This window comes from Lyngbya sp. PCC 8106 (assembly GCF_000169095.1).
Lineage (GTDB): Bacteria > Cyanobacteriota > Cyanobacteriia > Cyanobacteriales > Microcoleaceae > Capilliphycus.
Genome location: NZ_AAVU01000013.1, coordinates 129,118 through 150,899, shown reverse-complemented (window position 1 = coordinate 150,899; position 21,782 = coordinate 129,118). Strand labels below are relative to the sequence as shown.

The 21,782-nt window shown below is 41.1% G+C and carries 15 protein-coding genes, 1 pseudogene and 1 riboswitch; of the genes and pseudogenes, 5 read left to right on the top strand and 11 right to left on the bottom strand.

What is annotated here, in order from left to right:
• Window positions 1–81: 81 nt before the first annotated feature.
• The 10 genes and pseudogenes from L8106_RS11155 to L8106_RS11120 form a co-directional block, all read right to left on the bottom strand.
• Complete coding sequence (locus tag L8106_RS11155; RefSeq protein ID WP_009784396.1) at window positions 82–1,851, bottom strand: hypothetical protein; 1,770 nt, start codon at window positions 1,849–1,851, stop codon at window positions 82–84.
• 58 nt (window positions 1,852–1,909) lie between these two features.
• A complete protein-coding gene (locus L8106_RS11150; RefSeq protein WP_009784395.1) occupies window positions 1,910–3,319 on the bottom strand; it encodes a hypothetical protein in 1,410 nt (469 codons plus the stop codon).
• A gap of 183 nt (window positions 3,320–3,502) precedes the next feature.
• Window positions 3,503–4,852, bottom strand: coding sequence for an oligosaccharide flippase family protein (locus L8106_RS11145; protein WP_009784394.1), 1,350 nt, complete (start codon window positions 4,850–4,852; stop codon window positions 3,503–3,505).
• A gap of 394 nt (window positions 4,853–5,246) precedes the next feature.
• Window positions 5,247–5,381: a hypothetical protein gene (locus L8106_RS34210; RefSeq protein WP_255348883.1), complete on the bottom strand. Its 135-nt coding sequence runs from the start codon at window positions 5,379–5,381 to the stop codon at window positions 5,247–5,249.
• 437 nt (window positions 5,382–5,818) lie between these two features.
• Window positions 5,819–6,052 carry a hypothetical protein gene (locus tag L8106_RS11140; RefSeq protein ID WP_009784393.1) on the bottom strand — a complete coding sequence of 78 codons (234 nt, stop codon included), beginning with the start codon at window positions 6,050–6,052 and terminating at the stop codon, window positions 5,819–5,821.
• 395 nt (window positions 6,053–6,447) lie between these two features.
• The gene (locus tag L8106_RS11135; RefSeq protein ID WP_009784392.1) at window positions 6,448–8,175 is read right to left on the bottom strand and encodes a bifunctional UDP-sugar hydrolase/5'-nucleotidase; all 1,728 of its coding nucleotides are present in this window, start codon (window positions 8,173–8,175) and stop codon (window positions 6,448–6,450) included.
• A gap of 89 nt (window positions 8,176–8,264) precedes the next feature.
• The gene (locus L8106_RS11130) at window positions 8,265–11,069 is read right to left on the bottom strand and encodes a filamentous hemagglutinin N-terminal domain-containing protein (RefSeq protein ID WP_009784391.1); all 2,805 of its coding nucleotides are present in this window, start codon (window positions 11,067–11,069) and stop codon (window positions 8,265–8,267) included.
• Between the two features lie 166 nt (window positions 11,070–11,235).
• Complete coding sequence (locus L8106_RS11125) at window positions 11,236–12,012, bottom strand: Uma2 family endonuclease (RefSeq protein ID WP_009784390.1); 777 nt, start codon at window positions 12,010–12,012, stop codon at window positions 11,236–11,238.
• A gap of 90 nt (window positions 12,013–12,102) precedes the next feature.
• Window positions 12,103–12,384: pseudogene (locus L8106_RS30450) on the bottom strand (proton extrusion protein PcxA); the annotation flags it as partial.
• Between the two features lie 130 nt (window positions 12,385–12,514).
• Window positions 12,515–13,984 carry a leucyl aminopeptidase gene (locus L8106_RS11120; protein WP_009784389.1) on the bottom strand — a complete coding sequence of 490 codons (1,470 nt, stop codon included), beginning with the start codon at window positions 13,982–13,984 and terminating at the stop codon, window positions 12,515–12,517.
• A 178-nt stretch (window positions 13,985–14,162) separates the two neighbouring features.
• A riboswitch (TPP riboswitch) is annotated at window positions 14,163–14,260 on the top strand.
• Window positions 14,261–14,267: 7 nt separating this feature from the next.
• Here L8106_RS11120 and thiC point away from each other — a divergent pair.
• The 4 genes from thiC to L8106_RS11100 all read left to right on the top strand — a co-directional run bounded on the left by thiC (window position 14,268) and on the right by L8106_RS11100 (window position 18,893).
• Window positions 14,268–15,650 carry a phosphomethylpyrimidine synthase gene (gene thiC, locus L8106_RS11115; protein WP_009784388.1) on the top strand — a complete coding sequence of 461 codons (1,383 nt, stop codon included), beginning with the start codon at window positions 14,268–14,270 and terminating at the stop codon, window positions 15,648–15,650.
• Between the two features lie 235 nt (window positions 15,651–15,885).
• Window positions 15,886–16,857 carry a DUF1350 family protein gene (locus tag L8106_RS11110; protein ID WP_009784387.1) on the top strand — a complete coding sequence of 324 codons (972 nt, stop codon included), beginning with the start codon at window positions 15,886–15,888 and terminating at the stop codon, window positions 16,855–16,857.
• A 214-nt stretch (window positions 16,858–17,071) separates the two neighbouring features.
• Window positions 17,072–18,517, top strand: a complete 1,446-nt coding sequence (locus L8106_RS11105) for a serine/threonine-protein kinase (RefSeq protein ID WP_009784386.1) — start codon at window positions 17,072–17,074, stop codon at window positions 18,515–18,517.
• 31 nt (window positions 18,518–18,548) lie between these two features.
• The gene (locus L8106_RS11100; protein WP_009784385.1) at window positions 18,549–18,893 is read left to right on the top strand and encodes a hypothetical protein; all 345 of its coding nucleotides are present in this window, start codon (window positions 18,549–18,551) and stop codon (window positions 18,891–18,893) included.
• Between the two features lie 52 nt (window positions 18,894–18,945).
• On the opposite strand, the gene L8106_RS11095 is transcribed toward L8106_RS11100, so the two are convergent.
• The gene (locus L8106_RS11095) at window positions 18,946–19,329 is read right to left on the bottom strand and encodes an endonuclease domain-containing protein (RefSeq protein ID WP_009784384.1); all 384 of its coding nucleotides are present in this window, start codon (window positions 19,327–19,329) and stop codon (window positions 18,946–18,948) included.
• Between the two features lie 227 nt (window positions 19,330–19,556).
• Here L8106_RS11095 and L8106_RS11090 point away from each other — a divergent pair, with 227 nt between their 5' ends.
• Entirely contained in the window at window positions 19,557–21,782 is a 2,226-nt protein-coding gene (locus tag L8106_RS11090; protein WP_009784383.1) for an FdhF/YdeP family oxidoreductase, read from the top strand.

The window sequence follows — 21,782 nt, the reverse complement described above, 5'->3', positions numbered from 1 at the left end:
CGATCAAACACTATTTCTTTAACTCTAAATTCTTTCTACAGTTTACCATCGTTTTTTTAATTTTATGAAATTTTTACAAATTTAGCATCCCTCCCACCAACAAGAGTTTTGAGTAATAAAGTCCATCAAAGCACTGTATTTTGGAGACTCGGATTGATCTACATATTCTAATGCACCCCAACTGCCCCACTTCGTGGGTTTAGCAACATCAACAAAGTGCATAAACATTGTTCCGCCGACTTCTTGCCAATCTTTGAATAACTGGGTGTAAAGTTCATACATCTGAGGATGGCGATTAAGTTCGATAAAAAAGTCTGTTAACTGTTGATTATTGACTGCATCTTTGCGCCCAACAATATGCTGTCCACCTTCATAGGCCATTAACTTAAGTCCTTTTTCCTGGGCAACCTGAGCATGATAGGAAAACAGTTCTTTAACTTGAGGTAAACTATCCTCTCTTCCTGCCGCTAATAATTTTCCAGTTTTCAACTGTTGAAAAGCTTTTTGAACACCTCCATCACCATCTTTTAGCCAAGACTCCACCTTACTAACATTATCCGGATGACCCAAAGAAGCACCAAAGTATCCCGCGATTGCATACGCTCCGATATCATGTTGATAACAAGCTTTATTTCCTTCAGCAACCCAATACGGACATTCTAAAATCCCCTTTTCTGATCCTTTCCAGCCGACTTGAGTCGCGATCACACAAGTCACCCGATCTTTGTGATCAGCAAAAACATCTTTCCAAATGTCACACATCTGAGCAGTTCGCATTCCATACCATTGTCGAAAAGCATCTTTCTTATCTTTTCCCCAACGCTTTTGACCTTCTTCTAAAGCATAGTGAGTTTGTTTAAATTGCCAGTTCCAAACTTCATTAGAAAACTCTATATAAATCTTGAGATTTTGATCAAGATTCTTGTTGACGGATTGAGCAAAGTTTCTCATATATTCATCGGTCGCCATGTGAGGCATATTAAACCAAGGATCGGCTTGAACTTTATTGGCCAAAGCGACCATAACTTCTAGAGGAACACCTTTGAGAGTATAAGAAGCCATATCAGGCATTGGTCTATCAAGCCATTCTTTTTGTTGGGAATGATTCGTTCCCATCCAATCCATAAAACGCAAGGATCGAAACTTATTAATTTTTTCGAGAAAAGCTGTATTAAAAAGTTCTCCACTGCGATATAAGCTTTCTTCTTCAGCATGAATCACCCGAATATTTCGGATATAGTTACCCGTTTGGTTCGGATCAGTTGCTGTAATTGTGATCAGTACACCACCCGACTGTGATGAATCTACATCAATGATATCTCGACCTGGAGTTGAGTCAGATTCATCCTTTTTAGCAGACAAACTATATTCTATCGTTCCTTCTCCTTCATACAAAACAATATACTTACCTCCTGAAAAATGATTGGGTATTCCTCGTAAAAACAATGAGCTAACCCGAGTATATTTAGGAGAATCTTCCGGAGTCGGTAAGGATTTGACCCACCCCTGTTCATCTAAGTTTAAAAGATCTTGTTCTTTGGTATTCCATTCTCCTTGACAGCCAGGATCGGTTTTGGTACATTGAGTAATCCAGTCTTGAGAAGATTTAAAGTAATCTAAAAATGGTAGTTGTGATGACCAAGGTGCCATTCCGCTTAAATTGATTCCGAGAGGAGAGTTATCATTGAAGGTATTCGAGTTTGAGTTTTGACTCAAAGTAATCTGAGGTACAGAGGGTAATAACCAGGCGTTTACATGACTATATAATTTAGGAAATAGAGTCGAAAACAACATAATTCCCATACAAAAAAAAACCAAAGAATTTTTAAGTTTAAACTGTGATGCTTTCATACGATAAATATCCAATATCTTTGCTTTCGGTATATTTTTTAATCGATGATTTGAGGCATTATCTTAAATTGAAACTTTTAGATCGAGCTGCTGGAAGTTTGCGGATACGTTTCGCTGATTTCAAGGAACGGGTTGGTTCTGGCTTTCCCATACATAACCCCGCTATACCTCCACTGGCTAAAGTAAAAACCGGATTAAACTGATTATTTAAGCAGCAATCGAGGGCATACAAAACCATAATCACAACAAGTACAGCAGCCGGTCCAACCTTCGGTGTTAACCAAGTGCTAGCGGGGTAACGGAATACAAAAGCCAAAGCCGGTAGAAATATAGAGCCAAAAATAGCACTCAAACCGACGACTCCATTAACGCCATAGGCAATAATCCATAAACTATCTGTTACTGAAATATCTTCTAGATCTCCGAGTCTGCCATATTCAAAGACACGATTTCTTCCCCAGCCACCCCATCCAAAAACCATTCGTTCTAGACCTTTTTCGACGAGTAATTCTTCATTGTCAAATCTAAAGTCAAGAGACTGAGCGCGTTCTTCACCTGCAATATCTGTAGCCACAGAAATAATTTGATCGGCTTTATCTCCAGTAAAGTTTCCCGTTGATCCTAAAAACAGGTAAAATGATAGAGCAGATATTAATATCATTAAAGGAAGTGACATTTTAAAAAACTTCGCAGTCAGTAGAATAATGATGCCGTAGAAGGTATAGAGATAAGCGCCGGTCGATCTCACTAAAAGATGAGTGATAAACAGTCCAGCAACTATCAAGTTCATGGGAACATTCCAAAAGGTTTTGATGATTCCCGACTGCCACAACCAAATGGCAACGAGCAAAGCAGCCATCATCCACACCCCGACACTCAAACCATGTATCATAAAAACATTCGGTCGGTATCCTCCCAGACGAACGGATTGACCAAATTCGTGAATCCCATGATAACCGTAAACCATGCGGTGCAACTGAGGACTGATCACACTCTCAATTAGACACAGAGGGGCATAGATCAACCCACTCACAAAAATTCCCATCGCCAGTTGACGAGCACCTAATAGGTCATTGAGGTAGATTCGACCGAGAAAATAGGGGATTCCATACTGCATGACCCGATCTAAAACGGCTGATGTGCCATCGTAGATTCCTAAATTGTTAGTCATTGATGAAATGAAGGGACAGATACACCAAATGAGCATGGGGATATCTAGCCAGCCCAACTTAAATGAATTCAAGCGTTTAGCATCGAAGATAAAAGTAGCAAGCAATATACTGTAACAAGTTGCAGATGTTCTGGTGTAGTCAGGAAGACCCGGAAATTCAAATACAACTCTTTGAGGCAAAAATAACCAAGATACAATAAAGCTGATTACGACTGCTTGGCGAGCCGGAAAAAACTTAAACAAAGCCAGGACAATCGGCAACCAGATTTGAAGTACAAGTTGAGCTTGAGGAGTCATTTGCTACTGAGATAATTAGACTTCAGATAAGATTATTTTACTCGGAAGATAAACTTGATGATAATTTCGTGTAACTGTGCCTCCAATTTATCGGTGTAGTAGATGGCGTGTCTTACCTGAAAATTACTAGAAATGAAAATTCCTGGTTTTTTAAAAGTTTGTTGATTGATAATTGCAGCTTGATTATGGTGATCCCAACACACCATCAATAGGTAATCCAAAGCCCAGGTAATACCGACCTAAACAAACAAAAAATAGTAAACCTAATAATAGTATTGTGGCTTGGAGGTCTTGTCGAAAACAAGTGAGCTTCTCTTGCCATAATCCATAATTAACAGCAAAATAACTGGGTAGATCGTTAAAAGCAATTACAGTGATCGCACCGACCACTCCAAAGAGCTGATTTCCCGTCGGAAGTAATATGATCATATACAAAAATTTGAGAAAGTTACCGAATGCCACGGGTTTAGGATTTCCAATCGCATAAAGTGCGCGATCAATAGTTGCTGACAACAACAAAGGCCATAGTCCAACGGCGAGAATAGGTAACATCCATCCGGCTTCCTGATATCGCTCATCATAGAGTGTTTCAACAATTAAATCTCCAAAACAAGCAAGAACTGTCACCATAAATGCTAACCCAATTAACAGCAGCTTACGCTTTTGTAAAATTTTAGATCGCAAGCTGGGTCGATCTAAATCAGCATATTTAGAGATTACTGGAAACATCACCTGTTGACTAATGCGTTTAACAACTTGTCTAGGTAAATCGGCAAAAGTAAAAGCAACTGTATAAACCCCTAAGAACTGAAGCGTAAACAGCCTTCCTAAAATTAATCGGTCAGCTTGGGAAGCTAAAAAAGTCATCATTGTGGACACAAAAATCCAAGTCCCAAAAGACATGATTTCTTGAATCGAGTCCTTTTCCCAGGCAAACCAATTAGAAGTTTCGGGCTCTAAGCGATGACTCCATGCAGTTTTGACAACACTAGAAACAAGACTTCCCCCGATTAAAGCCCAAACTGTGGGTGTTATGAAAGCCCAGGCAATTGTAACCACCAGGGAAATAATTTGGGTTAAAAACTCAACTCTTGTGAGTTTCCCAATTTCTAGTTGGCGGCTGAGAGTGGCTAGAGAGGTGGAACTCAATCCATTAACCAGGACAGTTAAAGCTGAAACCGGGAGCAACCAAACGAGGCGAGAATCATTATAAAACTGAGACACCGGCCAAGCAAGAATCACACATCCTATCCAAATCCAGCAGGCTCTGATGACTTGCAATGTCCAAGCAGTGTTCAGAAAAACGGGGTCGTTCCAGCGTGGACTACGGATAATACTCGGACGAATCCCAATGTCTGAAAATAAGGCAACACCCATAATAAAGGTATTCACCAACGCCATCAGACCAAATAATTCTGGAACCAGGAGACGAGTCAGAATCAGGTTACTGCCTAAACGCAGGGCTTGACTGCCACCATAGCCCACCACTGTCCAGATTGTGCCTTTAACAGCCTGCTTTTTAACTGAGGACATAACAAGTTTGTTAGAGAGGGCTAAATCAAATTTACAAAGCTGATCTCAATTTGGAGCTAGGCTTTGACTGGACTTGTCTGTTTGACACTCCCACGCCGTAAACGGCGGGGATTCTTGGTTCAGCGAGTCCACTTAATACAGATAGGGCGACCTATCTATACCAGAGATGGACTCTCCTCAAGCGTTTTGCTCCATTTCAGAAGCCTGTTTGGGTATGCCCTACCCTACAGTTCAAAACCTAAAATCTTGGTTTCTCTGTACTTGTTGCGTTGCGCGCTAATAAGCGTACAAGCTTTCCTGTACGGAACCCCATAACTTCAGTGCGTCAAGGTGCGCTGCCTTTTCGGCGACTGGGTTTTTAGTGTGGTTGATTACCCTTTCCACAAAAGAAAGTTTAGCAGAAAGCCGTCCTCAAGGACGGGGCTTGTACCCCAATTTTTTCGGTCACATCTTTCTCGTTTAACGGCAGAAAACTGTAAAAATAACGACTGGAATTGACACTTAAATCATTTAATTCTCGGATTGGCATAGGGTCTATCTTGTTCGATCAGTTGTTTACTCTGGATGTATATCACTTAGTCTATTGGACAATCCTCATGGAAAATACTGAGATTTTCAGGTTTGTCTCACTCAGTCTAACCTACCCTCTCTCGGTACAACTACTGTTGAGGGCTAGCTTTATCAAATTTTTACATAAATCTTTACACCCTTTATAGAAAAAATGCTATTTTCCGGGTGCTTCCCTAATCAATCCTTCGAGGTTCAGCTAATCTTTGGCTCTCAAACCTCAATAGCTTTTAGCTTACTCTGTGCTTGCCTAATCGTCAATTGCTTCTTCGGGTAAGTTATCTTTATCCCTAACCCATCCCCCCCTTAAAATTCCGCTCAAAAATTCCCTTAAATACTAAGTAAGAGCGGTTATCCGCTCTCAAATTATTGATGATGATGACTGATTGATGGAAAATTTTAGTGACTTTTGCCAATTCCCAATTCTTGACCCGTTGCTTTGACTTGTTTCCAAGAACGTTTGATACTTTGATAAGATTCTTGAGTCGATAACTTTCCTCCTGTGTGTAAACCTGCGATGATTTGCACCTGTTGAGCAAATTGTTGGAGTTGACTATCAAAGGCTATATTTTCCGGTGTGGGTTCACCTCTGTATCTGTAGCGAGGATGTGAGCAATTATGCTTTTGTTCCATCAAAATACCTCCACAAGCTAATTTTAGCATCAAGTTTCTAGCTGAACAGTTTAATCAGTTAGCACTTAAAGCATTGCTAATGCCAAACAAAATATTTAAAGAAAGGATTGAAATCCCTTAATTTATATTGTATAAAAAGTTTTATTTTTTGTCAATAGCTTTTCCTCAAAACCTCTGTTCGTTTCGTGTATAAAATATATAAGATGTATAAAATAGAGATTTTAGATGAAATACTCAAATGTGTGCTAGAAATAATTGTTCGAGAGTAGTGAGTAGGTGATTGATAAACTGTCCCTACTTATATTCAGCTTTTCCTTGTGTAGTTGTAGTATTATTTCAGTGAATTTATATTCTATAAAGATCATTATTATAGAATTTTATTAAAATTGAGTCATCTATCCAAAGTAATAATTGTAGATATTGGGTATAATTTCTAAATTATCCATTTGAAAATCTTGCTGAGAAATAGTCTTTTTTTTATTGAAATATTCCGCCATAAAATCTCTAATTTCTTGAGTAGATTTATCAAGAATTTTACCTTCAGTGAACATCACATAGTCTCCGCCACCCAGCGCCCGATAGCTATTAATTGCGACGCGCAGAACTTGCTCTGGTGCAATCATTTTACCTTGAAGGAGGAGTCGAGTCACTCGTTGACCTACAGGCTGAGTAATATCAAGAGTATAATCTATTCCTTGATAAATATCCCAATTGTAATCACGCATATTTTCAGCAATAATTTCTCGGGGAGAATCGGGTAAATCGTCAGGGTTAAGCTGTTTAAAATAAGCCGCATTTTTTTCTAACGCTCGGCGTAAAATATCCCCAGTAATTTCTAGAATAAATAACCGATTATCACAAACATAAATACTATAAGCATCCCGCAGCGTAATTTCTCCAACTGGAATTTTACCCTGTTCCGTAAAGATAGAAGTTAAAGAAATATCAACCGGATACCCCATAGAACGAGCCGCTTCTATTTGTACTGTATTAATCAAATGGGCTAAAGCACTCCCCTGAAAACGAGCAGCCATCCCGCCAACAAACTCAGATTTTGCTTGACCAATGGGTTGATTGAGATAACTTAAAATTTGCTGATGATTGGGCTGTAAAAGCTCAATAAAACGAGGTAAAGGCTCAATATTTTCAATAGATAAGTTCTTAGAATCCTTGTCAATAACTTTCCAACCTTTCCCCTGATGAACTAATTTAATGGTATACTGACTAAGAGCCTTTGCCCAATAAGACGGTTCAGCAATTAACACAGTATTGATAACCGCTTTTGGTACACTAAGATGAGAATGTCCGGCGAGAATAATATCAATATCAGGGACTTGTTGAGCCAATTCAATCGTAATATTTTCATTCACCGTTGCGCCCGTGTTTTTCCAAGTGTCAACAGAGGTTAACCAAGATGCCGGATTTGAACGATAATCTTGAGGAGTTTTCGTCCACCCCGTATGTTGAGCAACAATCACAATATCAGCACCTTGTTGTCGCATTTTCGGTACATATTCCTGGGCTGTTGTCATGGGGTCAATAAACGAAAGTTCGCCAAAATTTTCAGGAGGAAGCCAGTTTTGAACTGCGGTGGTTGTCAACCCCAATATTCCAATTTTCACGCCGTCAACTTCTTTGAGAATATAAGGTTTAAAAGCCGGAACTCCATCAGCCCGAATAAGATTAGCACAGACAACAGGTGCATCTAATTGCTTAACCCACCGAGACAAAACCTCCATTCCAAAATCAAAGTCGTGATTTCCGAGAGATACCGCATCAAAACCGAGAAGATTAAACGCCGTTGCAATCGGGTGAGGAGATTGAGTATCAATTTTATTATAAAAATAAGCCAGTGGTGAACCTTGAATCGTATCCCCATCATCAATTAAAACTAAATTGGGATGTTTTTCTCGTTCCTGTTCAATCAAAGTAGCAACTTTAGCAAGTCCCAACTCAGCCGGTTGATTCGTATAGTAATCCCAAGGCATGAGATAACCGTGAATGTCACTGGTTTGTAAAATTGTAATCGTTTTCGTCTCAGAAGAAATGTTCAAAATAGCTCCCAATACAACCACAGCAACAAAAAAGCACAACCCGAGAAAAAACAGTAAGAACTGACGCATTACTGCTCCATGAGATTAACGTCTACATTGATTAAACAGGTTAATCATAAGACAACAATGATGGTAAATTCTAGCTTTCTTTTCGGGGTTTATGCTTGCGGTTTCAAAGAACCCTGACAAGGAACAGCCACCAGTCCTGAACCATGGGGTGTAACATCAGCAGGAACAGCCACCAGTTCAACGATGCCATTGGGACGAACAATCCAGCCCTGTGCTTCAATCAGAGGAGTCTGCTGAGTCGTTGAGGGGGTATTTCTGAGGGAATGTTGGGGATTATCAGTGGCGGATTTTGGGTTCAAATCAGGACGAATTACCGCATCAATCCAATCTACAACCACCGCATCACTACTGAGAGAATCACTTGGACTCGGAGGTAAACCGCCCCGTCCTGTAATAATAAATTCACTGTCAGCAAAACTCGCACAACCCGAAACGACTAAAGTGCTAGGGTCTACAATGGTTGTTGGTAAATCTGCTAAAGCCGAATTTGCATCGGTTTCCGGGCGATTAATCTCCACCGCGCCGCTAAATTCTGCCCCTAACTCGCTGGTTGCGGTAATATCACTTTTGGGGGTTGTCTGTTGACGAAACTCAGTCCCAAATACGCCTTGAGCATTGATGCTGACTCGTCCACCCATTCCCTGTTGAGCATTGGCGGTAATATCACTATTCTCAATAGCCACCAACGTCTGAGTCTCAATGGTAATATTTCCGCCGTTAGCCGTTCCCGAATTGGTTGTAATTCGACTTCCTCGACGCAATTCTAACGCCTGAGTTTGTAAAGTGACGTTTCCCTGACCACCCGAAGCCGTCGCCCCACTAATCGCCCCTTCATTGTCTAAAATAATTGCCTGGGTGGTAATATTTAAGTTTCCGGCTGAACCTTGACGAGTTCCCCGCACACCCACCTCTGCCCCATCCCGTATGGTTAAGCGATTGGTGGTAATGTTTAAATTGCCTGCATTCCCCTCCCCGCTGGTATTAGATTCAATCGCACTGGGAATAATCCCGTCACCAACCACGCCAAAGGAAACGGATTCTACTGTGGGGTCTGCGTTCGTTGTTACCCCAATCACCTGAATGGATTCAGCCGCGTTAATCGTTAAATTTCCGGCTGCTCCTTCGCCCCCTGTGGCCGCAGAAATTTGAGAGCCATCCCGCACCACCAAGCGACGGGTATTAACGTTTAAATCGCCAGCCGGTGCCGTTCCTTGCTGTCCTTGTACCGTTAACAGCGACGAAGACGTTAATAAACCCGTAATAAACCGCCCATCTGGAGATATCCCCGTTAATTCAATGTCTGTGGCATTCACAGTTAGATTTCCGCCTTTTCCAGCCCCCGATGCTGAACTCGAAACCTGGGCGCCGTCTGCAACTCGGAGTTGTCGGGCGTTAATGGTTAAATCTCCGGCATCGCCTAACCCCAAGGTAGCGGTAAAGATACCTGCGGGGACCATAGCACCTGCGGGGGTGCCACTGAATTCGACAAAATCTGCATTGATTGTGGCGTTTCCCCCTTGACCTGCTTCTGTGGAACTATTGGGGGTGGTACTCAGTGAAGTTCCTGTAATCACTCGCAGTTGGTTGGCGTTTATGTTTAAGTCACCTGCGTCCCCGGCGCCGACGGTTCCTGTAACCAGTAGAGAACCGTTACTCAGTTCGGCGGACTGAACATTGAGGGTAATATTTCCACCTTTTCCGGTACCTAAAGCCGTGGTTAGAATTCCGGCACCATCTCGAACTATCAGTTGATTGGCATTGATGGTCACGTCTCCCGCATCCCCTGCGCCTCCGCTAAGGCTGTATAAACCATCTGGGGGCTTTAACGGGTCAAATGAGATAGACTCGGCTTGTTCGGGGTCGCCTAAGGCGAGGAGTTGAGAAACGAGTTGAAAGGGGGTTGTTCCAGTTATTGTTACTTTGTCTGCGTTAATTGTAATTCCGCCTGCTGCACCTGTACCTACAAATGTAGAAGCTGATAAGAAGGCTTGGTTTTGAATATTAACTTCAAAAGCTTGAAGATTAATTCCGCTTCCGTCAAAATCTCCCAAGGTATTCGCGGAGAGTCCTGAACCGCCTGTTAGGGTAATATTTCCACTTTGTAGATTTATAGCGCCGCCACTTAAACCGCTCGTTGTTACTTGGCTATTTTCTGATAATAAAATGTTTCCTGAAGCGGCTGAGGTAATAGAGGTACCGCTTCCCAACTCCCAAATCCCATTGCGAACTGTTCCGAGTTCGACTTGACCTCCAAAAGCGGTGAGATTTCCGCCTTCTAAGTTAATATTTCCACCGACTAATGTAATATTTTGTCCGGGTTGAACTTGTAAACCTGTGGGGGCGGGATTGCTATCTAAACCAATTCCGATGGCTTGGGAACGATTGGTAATTGCACTCGGACTTGAGCCAAATTGTAAACCAATGGGAACATTGACACTCAATAAAGGCGGATTTTGGGGATTAATGGCGCTGAAAACTTGCCCATCGTTAAAGATTAAACTGTTGGCGGTACTGCTAACAAATGAACCCCCGATATTGAGTTGGGCATTCGGCCCGAAAAGAATCCCACTCGGATTGAGTAAAAATAAATTGGCGGTGCCGTTAGCTTGGATTAAACCATCGATTAAAGAGAGATTTCCGCCTGTAACTCGACTGATAATATTTTGAATATTAACGGCATTGTTGAAAAAAACACCGCTTCCCGTTTGGATAGAAAAGTCTTGAAAACTATGAAATAAATTTCCTCCAGCTTGAGTTCCGCCTTCGACTCTAAAGATGTTGCCTTCTGGAGTAACAATGGTATTATCAGGTAAGGTTTGGTCGGGGATAACTTGCGCTGTGGCGACAGAGGAAAACAAGCCCCAAACAAAAGGTGAAATTGTCAAAAATGTCATCAACCTCTTGCAGAATTCTCTGTCTGTCATTGTGAGTTTGACGGGTATCCATGAGTTGAAGCGAATGCAAAAATTCCCTAAATGCTTCGTTGCACTCCGGGTGCCAGGATTGACTTCTAAGGGGTTTCCAAGAGGTTTAATGAATAAGTTTGACATCACTTTTTAGCTATATTTCATCGGGATTAACTCCCATTTCTCGCAATCGTTCTGCTAATCGTTCAGCCCGTTGTCGTTCGGTTTCAGCACGTTGTCGTTCGGTTTCTGCGCGTTCATCCCCAGTTAACAACAAATTCCCTTCGCTATCCCACCACCGCATCCAGGGTAATTCCATATTCCCATAACGCCCTTGCCATATTCCTAATTCCACCCCAATTTGTGAAATTGGATAATGATTGCGTTCGTTTGGTTCTAATCGTTCATAACGATTTTCAACTAAATGATACATTTCAATCGAGGCTTTTTTGACTTCATAAATTCCATAAAAAGGAACTCGAATGCCTTGTTCATACACCCAAAATTTACCTGCTTTTCTGCCATTATCAGGATTTAAAGAAGGGGGTGGAGTTTGATCTCGTTCCTCAAAACCATTCCCAGAAACAAACTCTAAAACAATCAAAGGTGCTATATATTCTTGCCACAATACATAAGAACGTCGCACTTGTCCATTGAGCAACGGAGAAACATGAGGAACATAAAACCAGTCGGGTGCTTCAGCGCCTCTTTCGGGAGGTTCTGTTAATCGCCAATAAATGCCACAATCTTGACCAATAGCATATTGTCCGTCAGAATGAAGTTGATCTAGGGTAGATCGGATTGAATCGGTTAATAGAATACTCTGGGGATGTTCTTGGAAGTTTTTCACGAAAGTACCATCAGACTCCGGAAGTTGGGTGTGATCCGGAAGTGAAGTAATATCGAGTTCATTCGGATGAGTAATTGTCATTGGTACAATTTCTCTGAACGTTGCTTTTTAAAATACTATAACATTTTAGCGATCGCCTAATGTTCTGATTTGAGTTGACTGATAAAACTGTCAGTATCTTATCACCTTTTTGATTGACTCGTTCATATTTTTGAGTGTCGCAACGGCTGAGGGCGAAATCTGGTTGAGATAGCGGAAAATCCAATATTTAAAAATGGTGTCTAAGATGACGGGAAATGTAACAATAAACAGAAAGATAAAGTTATGGTTTGCTGCAATACCAAAGTGACTCGAAACTCCTTCTAATAAAACTTCCCAACCGTGTTGCGAGTGAAATCCGACGAAGATATCGGTGAATAAAATCAGGATAAATGCTTTCGCACTCTCACTTAAATCTCAGCATTTTATTGGCGAATACAATTATTTTTTAGGCTGCATTTTCTCTCCTAAAGTTAAATATATTGCAGCCTAAAATTTTTAGCCGTTACAGATTACTCTGCCATAACCGTAAGTTAAACGGGAACTATTGAAGCACCCAATTAACCAAAAGTCGCACAGCAAACCCCGTTGCACCTGTGCTGTTATACCCACTATCTTTGTCTGTCCAAACAGGTCCGGCAACGTCTAAATGCGCCCAAGCTGTTTTCTCAACAAACTGCTTTAAAAATAGGGTGGCTGTAATTGCCCCACCTTGTCTCGGCCCTGTATTTTTCATGTCTGCATGAACAGCTTTTAACCCTTCAAAATACTTCTCCTCAATCGGCATTCGCCAGAGTTTTTCACCTGTGGATTTTGATGCTGTTTCTAACTGACTTGCTAAGTCATCATTCGGACTCCATAATCCGGCAATATCATTCCCCAACGCCACAACACAAGCCCCGGTTAAAGTGGCTAAATCAACCATTGCATCCACACCCAATTTATCCGTAAAAACTAACGCATCAGCCAACGTTAAACGGCCTTCAGCATCAGTATTATTGACTTCAATTGTTTTACCATTCGATGCAGTTAGAAAGTCTCCAGGGTGCATTGCCCGACCGCTAATCATATTCTCTGTGACGGCACTAATAAAATGTACTTCCACATCAGGTTTTAACAAACCAATGGCTTTAGCCGCCCCAAAAGTTGCCCCGGCACCGCCCATGTCGGTTTTCATCATTTCAATACTACTCGCCCCAACTTTCAGGTTTAATCCACCCGAATCAAAGGTTAATCCTTTGCCAATAATCGCTAATTTGCGCTTCGGAGTTCCTGACGGTTTGTAAGTCAAATGAATGAATTTTGGCGGCATATCAGAGGCTTGGGCAACGCCTAAAAATGCACCCATTCCCAACTTTTCACAGTCTTCTTTTTCTAAGATTTCGATATCAAACCCATATTCTGTGGCTAAAGCTTCCGCCATTTCTGCCATCGTAATCGGGTTAATTTCATTGGCGGGGGCTGCAACTAATTCTCGGGCTAAAAAGACCCCTGAACAGATATTTTGAGCGCGAATAATTGCCTCTTCTGTTCCAGCTAAACCTAATAATTCTACCCGTTCAATTGCGGGGCCTTTGTCTTCGGTTTCTGACTTAAAACGGTTGTCTTGATACAATGCCAGTTCAACCCCTTCTACTAAAGCTTGAGTCGTTTGATCAGGCGTTTCATAGACAGGTAAACTTAAAGCGAGGGTTTTACATTTAATCGTTTTGGCTAGACGTCCTGCTGTTGCAGCGGCTAAACGTAGGGTATCTAACGATAAGTTCTCCGATGAACCCAAACCCACTAAAATCACTTTGCGGATGGGGCTGTTACTGCCAACCCGAGTGGAAGCACTGCTGTTAGGCTTCCCATCAAATTCAGTTTCTTCGATCAACTCTTTCAAAGTGCCTGCGAGTTTTTCGTCGAGTTGGGCTAACTCACCCGATAAATCTACTTCATGTTCAAATATACCCACTGCTAGGGCATCTCCCGTCCAATCAATGCGAGGGGTATCTATAACTCGAAATTCCATGCTTTCTACTCTAACTTCTAAAGTCTGTGTAACACTTAAAAGAGTTTGACGCAATTTATCGTCAAATAATCACAATTATTACAATAGATTTTAATACAGATTGCATCTCACCAGACTTTTTCTCCGATGTTCTGGCTTGTCTTCTGCAAAGTCCCCCGATTTGTGATACCATCAACACCTAATAAGCTAGGGGTGCCTGCGAAGTCCAGGCTGAGACGACACCCTTGGAACCTGAGTCCGGTTAGTACCGGCGTAGGGAAGCTATCACCAGAGGGAATTAAACATGAGAACAGAATGGGTTAACCTGCGGCGTGGTCAAGCCAATGTTTCACAAATGCACTACGCCCGTCAAGGTGTTTTAACAGAGGAAATGCACTATGTTGCCAAGCGGGAAAAACTCCCGGTTGAATTGATTCGCGATGAAGTTGCCCGAGGTCGGATGATTATTCCGGCTAATATTAATCATACCAATTTAGAGCCGATGTGTATCGGGATTGCTTCTAAATGTAAGGTGAATGCTAATTTGGGTGCGTCGCCGAATTCTTCTGATATTAATCAAGAAGTTGATAAACTCAATCTCGCGGTTAAATATGGCGCAGATACCGTCATGGATCTGTCTACAGGCGGTGGGGATTTAGATGTAATTCGCACAGCTATTATTAACGCTTCTCCCGTGCCAATTGGTACAGTGCCGATTTATCAAGCAATGGAAAGTGTTCACGGCAGCATTGAAAAATTAACGGCTGAAGATTTCCTGCATATTATCGAAAAACACGCCCAACAAGGTGTCGATTATATGACAATTCATGCGGGAATTTTAATTGAACATTTGCCGCTTGTTCGTAATCGAATTACCGGAATTGTCTCTCGCGGTGGCGGAATTATTGCTCGTTGGATGCTACATCACCACAAACAAAATCCCCTTTATACTCACTTTGATGAGATTATTGAAATCTTCAAGAAATACGATGTTTCCTTTAGTTTAGGGGATTCTTTACGTCCGGGTTGTCAACATGATGCCTCCGATGAAGCACAGTTAGCTGAATTGAAAACCCTCGGACAATTAACTCGTCGCGCTTGGGAACATGATGTTCAAGTTATGGTAGAAGGGCCGGGTCATGTACCGATGGATCAAATTGAGTTTAATGTTAAAAAACAAATGGAGGAATGTTCAGAAGCACCCTTCTATGTTTTGGGGCCGTTAGTAACAGATATTGCGCCCGGTTATGACCATATTACCTCTGCAATTGGGGCGGCAATGGCCGGTTGGTATGGTACCGCAATGTTGTGTTATGTGACACCAAAAGAACACCTCGGTTTACCCGATGCTGAAGACGTTCGCAATGGTTTAATTGCCTATAAAATTGCGGCTCACGCGGCTGATATTGCCCGTCATCGTCCGGGCGCCCGCGATCGCGATGATCAACTGTCTGAAGCCCGTTATAACTTCGATTGGAACCGTCAGTTTGATCTGGCTCTCGACCCGGATCGCGCCCGTGAATATCACGATGAAACCTTACCTGCGGATATCTACAAAACGGCTGAATTTTGTTCAATGTGTGGGCCTAAATTCTGCCCAATGCAAACGAAAGTTGATGCGGATGCGTTAACCGAGTTAGAGAAGTTTTTAGCCTCTCAGGAAAAAGAAGCTGTTACTCAAAGTTAATTGAGTTGACTTGATTCTTTTCTATTGTTGAATTCGTTAAAATAGGGGGTGAGTATTAAAAATACTCGCCTTTTTTTATGTTAAATAGAAACCGGGTTTTTGGGAAAGATTGAAAGCACAAATGAGTGTCACTCATCCGAGTTACTGCAAAAAAGCGACTGTTCATCACTCTATAACAAACGTTAAGTTAGAGATAGGTTAGTCAACTTGCTTTTAATCACACTCGGGTTAAACTATGTCTACTCAACTTCGCTTTGAACCTTTAGGCTTTAGCTGGGTTGCTTTCCATCCTCAACCCAAAGGCGTAATTAGATTTATTGGTGGCGCGTTTTTTGGTTCATTCCCAACCTTATCTTATCGCTATTTTCTGCAAACATTATTTGAATCCGGTTATACTATCGTTGCAATTCCCTTTCGATTTACCTTTCGTCATTGGTCCGTTGCACTGAGTTTATTAGAAGAACAAAACGAGTTACAAAATTTACTGGTTGAAAAAGCAAAAGCCGCAGGTTATGACGGAAAATTCTATTTAGAAAACTCTAACTATTTATGGGTCGGTCATAGTTTAGGCTGCAAATATATCGCTTTGCTAGAACTTTTGAGCGACAAAAAGGGGTTAACTTACTTTCAAGACTGTATCTCCCAAAAACAACTTGACACAATTCGCCGTCGCTTAGGTGATAAAAAGGCAATTTTCAATCAACCCTCGCTGTTACTCGCCCCTGATATTAGTGATACAGAAAGTGCGATTCCCATTCAATCTCTCGCTCATTTTATCGATCAAATGGGTTGGGGCGTGTTACCGAGTCGTACTCAAATTGAGTGTATGATTGATCGCAGTCAACTGTTTAATATTACGGGTTTAATTTCGTTTAAATCTGATGATATTGCCGGAAATGATAACAATAAACAAAAAGGGGTTTACTGGTTTATTCAGCAACTTAAAAACCAAAACTTAATTCATCAAGAAATACCCGGAAAACATCTAGAACCTCTTGGCGTTAAAATAGGTCAATATATCGTAGATTTGAATCCTTTCGATAAGTTGATCGAACCGATTTCTAAGCGCAAACTCGAACCCGTTGCCTTAACGTTTTTACAACAGTTATCAGATCGGATAAAATCAGCTTTGTTACCGTCAGTTTCTCAAACGCAAAAAAAGTCAATTTCTAAAGTTCCCGTTGGGGTTTCAACCTCTAAACACTAAAAGTAGGGTGCATCAGAAAATTGGCGGTAAAATTAATAGTAATTCCTTCGGTCTGATGCACCCTACGGATTTTATATAAAAATTGGGTGCATCAGAAAATTCACGGTAAAATTAGCAAAAATTATTTAAGTTTTATACACCAAAAAAATTTGTTAAAATTCCAAGCAAAAACCGATCTAAAATAAATAGATAGAACTGCTTGGAGTCGCCAGGGATGAGCCAATGTTTGAATCCTGACTGTTTGTTGAATAACCTGCCAAACACTCTATTTTGTCAGCGTTGTGGTGTAAAATTACTATTAGCCGAACGTTATCGAGCGCTAGAAATTATCGGTCAAGGCGGGTTTGGTCGCACCTTCAAAGCGATAGACGAGTTCAAACCCTCAAAACCCTTTTGTGTGATCAAACAGTTTTTTCCGCAAGCACAGGGAACGGAAACTGTAGAAAAAGCTAAACAACTTTTTGAACAAGAAGCCGTTCGTTTGGATGAGTTGGGAAAACATCCGCAAATTCCCGAACTTTACGCCTATTTTACTCAAGAGAACCGCCAATATTTAGTTCAAGAATATATTCAAGGAAAAAATCTGCAACAGGAGTTAGAGGAGTCGGGAACCTTTAACGAGACTCAAATTTTACAACTGCTCAAAAAATTACTTCCTGTCTTATATTTTGTTCACAAAAATCAAGTCATTCATCGGGATGTAAAGCCGGAAAATCTGATTCGTCGAGCTTCCGATAACCAACTGTTTTTAGTCGATTTTGGTGCGGCAAAATTTGCGACTCGTACCGCCTTAGCTGTCACCGGAACTACCATCGGTTCTGCTGGATATGCTGCGCCCGAACAAGCTTTAGGAAAAGCCAATTTTAGCAGTGATATTTATAGTTTGGGTGTGACTTGTATTCATCTATTAACCCAAGTTGAACCCTTTCAACTGTACGATGTCAGCGAGGGAGAATGGGTTTGGCGAGATTATTTAACCAATCCTATTAATCAAAAATTGGGGGAAGTTTTAGATAAGATGTTACAGCAGGCGATGAAAAAACGGTATCAGTCTGTTGGGGAAATTGTGAATGCAATTTCATCTCAAGCTGCACTTTCTAAAACCGTTCGCATACCTCCGCCTCCACCGCCCCCAACATCGTTAACAAAAGTAATTGCAGCGCCTCCGCCTCCGCCTCCAACACAGTTAATAAAAGTAGTTTCAGCCAGAGGAGTAGATTATACTTTCCTAGAATATTTGTTGAGTCAAAAACAGTGGGAATATGGGGACGAAGAAACTGCAAAACGGCTGCGGGAGGCTGCTGGAAAAAATCGAAATTTGCACCGTTCAGATTTTGACTACTTACCCTGTGAAGACCTTGGCATTATTAACAACCTTTGGATGAAATATAGCGATGGATGTTTTGGCTTGACTGTTCAGAAACAGATTTATTTGAATACGGGAAACAAGTTAGGACAATACCACATAAAAGCCTTTGAACATTTTGGGAAAAAAGTAGGATGGAGACAAAATAAACAGTGGTTATCTTATAATAATCTGAGCAATACTTCTTTTGTTCCCCGAGGACATTTCCCCCTGCGGGAATGTTTATGGGAGGGAAGATTTTACGCTGATCGGTTTGGTCGATTATTTTCTCGTGTAGGAAATTGTAACCTGTAAAATACAACAATTGATCATCATGGAAAATTCTATGACTCGCGAACAAATACAAGAGTTTATTCTAGACACTCTCAAAGAAGATCTAGATCGAGACTGTAATTTATCAGACCAATTATCTGATTTATATGACAGTCGTACCGAATTTGCTGACTATGTTTATTGTTATATAGAGACAGAATTTGAGTTTGGCATTGTAGACATTAAAGAGACAAATTACAAGATAGTTAATGGTAAAGTCATGTACAGATATTCAGGTGGCTTTCTGAGCGGTAGTGGTTTTATGGGAGATTTGTATTGTGATATAGAAGATTTTGATTTTGCAAGTGCTACTGTTGCTGATTTTGTTAACTATATAGAAAGTAAAATGAATACATAAATCAACTCGATCAATAAGGTTAAAAACCTTTTCAAATACAATTCCCCCCTTTTTAAGGGGGGCTAGGGGGGATCAAACCTTCAATCACTTCACAAACACCCTCAAACTCAAACAAAACCTGTTGATTTGTAAAGCGAATAACCCTCAACCCATAGCCTTTTAATATAGAAGTTCTTTCGCTGTCATAATCTTTTCCCTGCTTAGTAAAATGACTCTCGCCATCAATTTCAATCACCAGCTTGAGATGAGGACAATAAAAATCAACAATAAAATGAGCGATTGGTCGTTGTCGTAATACTCTAAATTTAAACGTTCTTAAGTATCCATACCACAGCTTTTTTTCGGCTGCGGTCATATTTTTTCGCAGTTCTTTTGCTCTTGCTACTAAGTTGCGATCGTAGGGTAAATGAAAGTCACTGATATTGAGTTTCGTCATTATAGATCCCCCCTGCCCCCCTTAAAAAGGGGGTGATTTATTGAAGTTACTGTTTATCTATTCTTGCGAAAATAGTTGTCATTGATTGGTAAGATAGAACAATTTCAGGTAATTGTCTCCCCCTTTTTTTTTCATTCCCCCCTTCAAAAGGGGGGCTAGGGGGGATCAATCCGCCAAAAGTCTTTTTTTATAATAAACTAATAAAAGACATCATTTAAGATCGGCTCATGTTACACAAACCGAATAAAATTTGGAATCCCTCCTTGTGGGCGAGTTGGAAACCCTTTGGAATAGGTGAACAATATCCGAATAACTATTGGGAAGGCGTCAGGGCGGTTTGGGAAAATCGCGATCGCTTATCCTATGCTTGGGATATTCTCAATCATGGGGTTTGTGATGGCTGTTCTTTGGGAACAACAGGAATGAAAGACTGGACGTTAGACGGCTTTCATTTGTGTAATGTGCGGATGCGACTTTTGCGACTCAATACTATATCTGCTTTCGATCCTCAACAATTAGCAGATGTCAGTTTATTACAACAAAAAAGAAGTTCTCAGTTGCGAGAAATGGGACGAGTTCCCTATCCAATGAGACGAGATAAAGGCGATAAAGGATTTCGACGCATCAGTTGGGATGAAGCATTAGACTGTATTTCTGAACGCATTAAAGCCTCAAATCCTGATCGTTTAGGGTTTTATGTGACCAGTCGGGGAACCGTGAATGAAACCTATTATGCGGTTCAAAAAGCGGTGCGTTCAATGGGAAGTAATAATGTTGATAATGCGGCGAGAATTTGTCACTCTCCGAGTACCGGAGCGTTAAAAACAACTATTGGGGCGGCGGCGACAACCTGTTCCTATAAAGATTGGATTGGCACCGATTTATTAGTATTTTTTGGTTCAAATGTTGCTAACAATCAACCTGTTACCGTTAAATATTTACACTGGGCAAAAAAAGCAGGAACTCGCATTGTTTGTGTGAATACCTATCGAGAACCGGGAATGGAACGCTACTGGGTACCTTCAATTCCTGAAAGTGCAATATTTGGGACAAAATTCGCCGAAGATTTCTTTTTAGTGAATCTCAATGGTGATCAGGCATTTCTTAACGGTGTAATTAAACATTTAATTGCGAACAACTGGATAGATTCAAACTTTATCAAAAATTATACCACAAATTTTGAACAACTAAAAGACGAATTAGACCGTCAAACTTGGGAAGATTTAGAACAAATTTCTGGGGCGACTCGCGAGGAAATGTATGCTTTCGCGGAGATGGTAGGAAAAGCAGAAAAAGCGGTGTTTGTTTGGAGTATGGGAATTACTCAACATGAATGCGGCGAAGATAACGTCAGAGCCATTATTAACCTCGCTCTAATGAAGGGTTTTGTAGGGCGTGAAGGGTGCGGTTTAATGCCTATTCGCGGACATTCTGGCGTGCAAGGTGGGGCGGAAATGGGATGCTATTCTACGGTATTTCCAGGAGGACGAAAAATCAACCAAGAAAATGCCGAATTAATGGAAAAATATTGGGGATTTAACGTTTCTCATAAAATGGGTTTAATTACCTCAGAAATGATTACAGCCGCAGCCGAAAATCAACTTGATGTGTTATTCTCAATTGGCGGTAACTTTCTGGAAGTCATGCCCGATCCCGATTATATAGAAACCGCTTTGAAAAACATTCCGTTGCGGGTTCACATGGATATTGTTTGTTCAAATCAAATGTTGTTAGAACCGACTGAAACAGTGATCATTTTACCTGCAACCACTCGTTATGAAGTGCCAGGAGGTGTGACAGAAACCAGTACCGAAAGACGGGTGATATTTAGTCCCGAAATTCCTGGCCCTAGAGTCGGAGAAGCCCGCCCAGAGTGGGAAGTATTGATGGAATTAGCAGGGCGAGTTCATCCCGAATTAGCGGATAAATTACACTTTGAAAGTACCGCAGAAATGCGTCAAGAAATCGCTCAAGTAATCCCACAATATGCCGGAATTCAACATCTAAAACAACAGGGCGATCAGTTTCAATATGGCGGTTCACATCTCTGTTTTGGCTGGAAGTTTCCGACACCCGATGGAAAAGCCCATTTCTCGGTTTTATCCCCAAGTTTTGATGAATTACCTGCGGGTTATTTCTTCGTCGCAACTCGCCGAGGAAAACAGTTTAATAGTATGGTACAAGAACGCAAAGATGCCATTACTGGAGCGCTGCGAGAAGGAGTGTTAATCAATCCAATTGATGCAGAGAAGTTAAACTTAAAAGATGGCGATCAAGTTCTGTTAAAAAATGATTGGGGCGAATATCAAGGACGAGTTTATACAGCCCCAATGCAACCGAGAAATATTCAAGTTCATTGGCCAGAGGGGAATATTTTATTAGATAAAAATAAGCGTTCGGCTGAAGGGGTTCCTGATTATAACGCTTTAGTTTGTTTAGAAAAAATTGGTTGA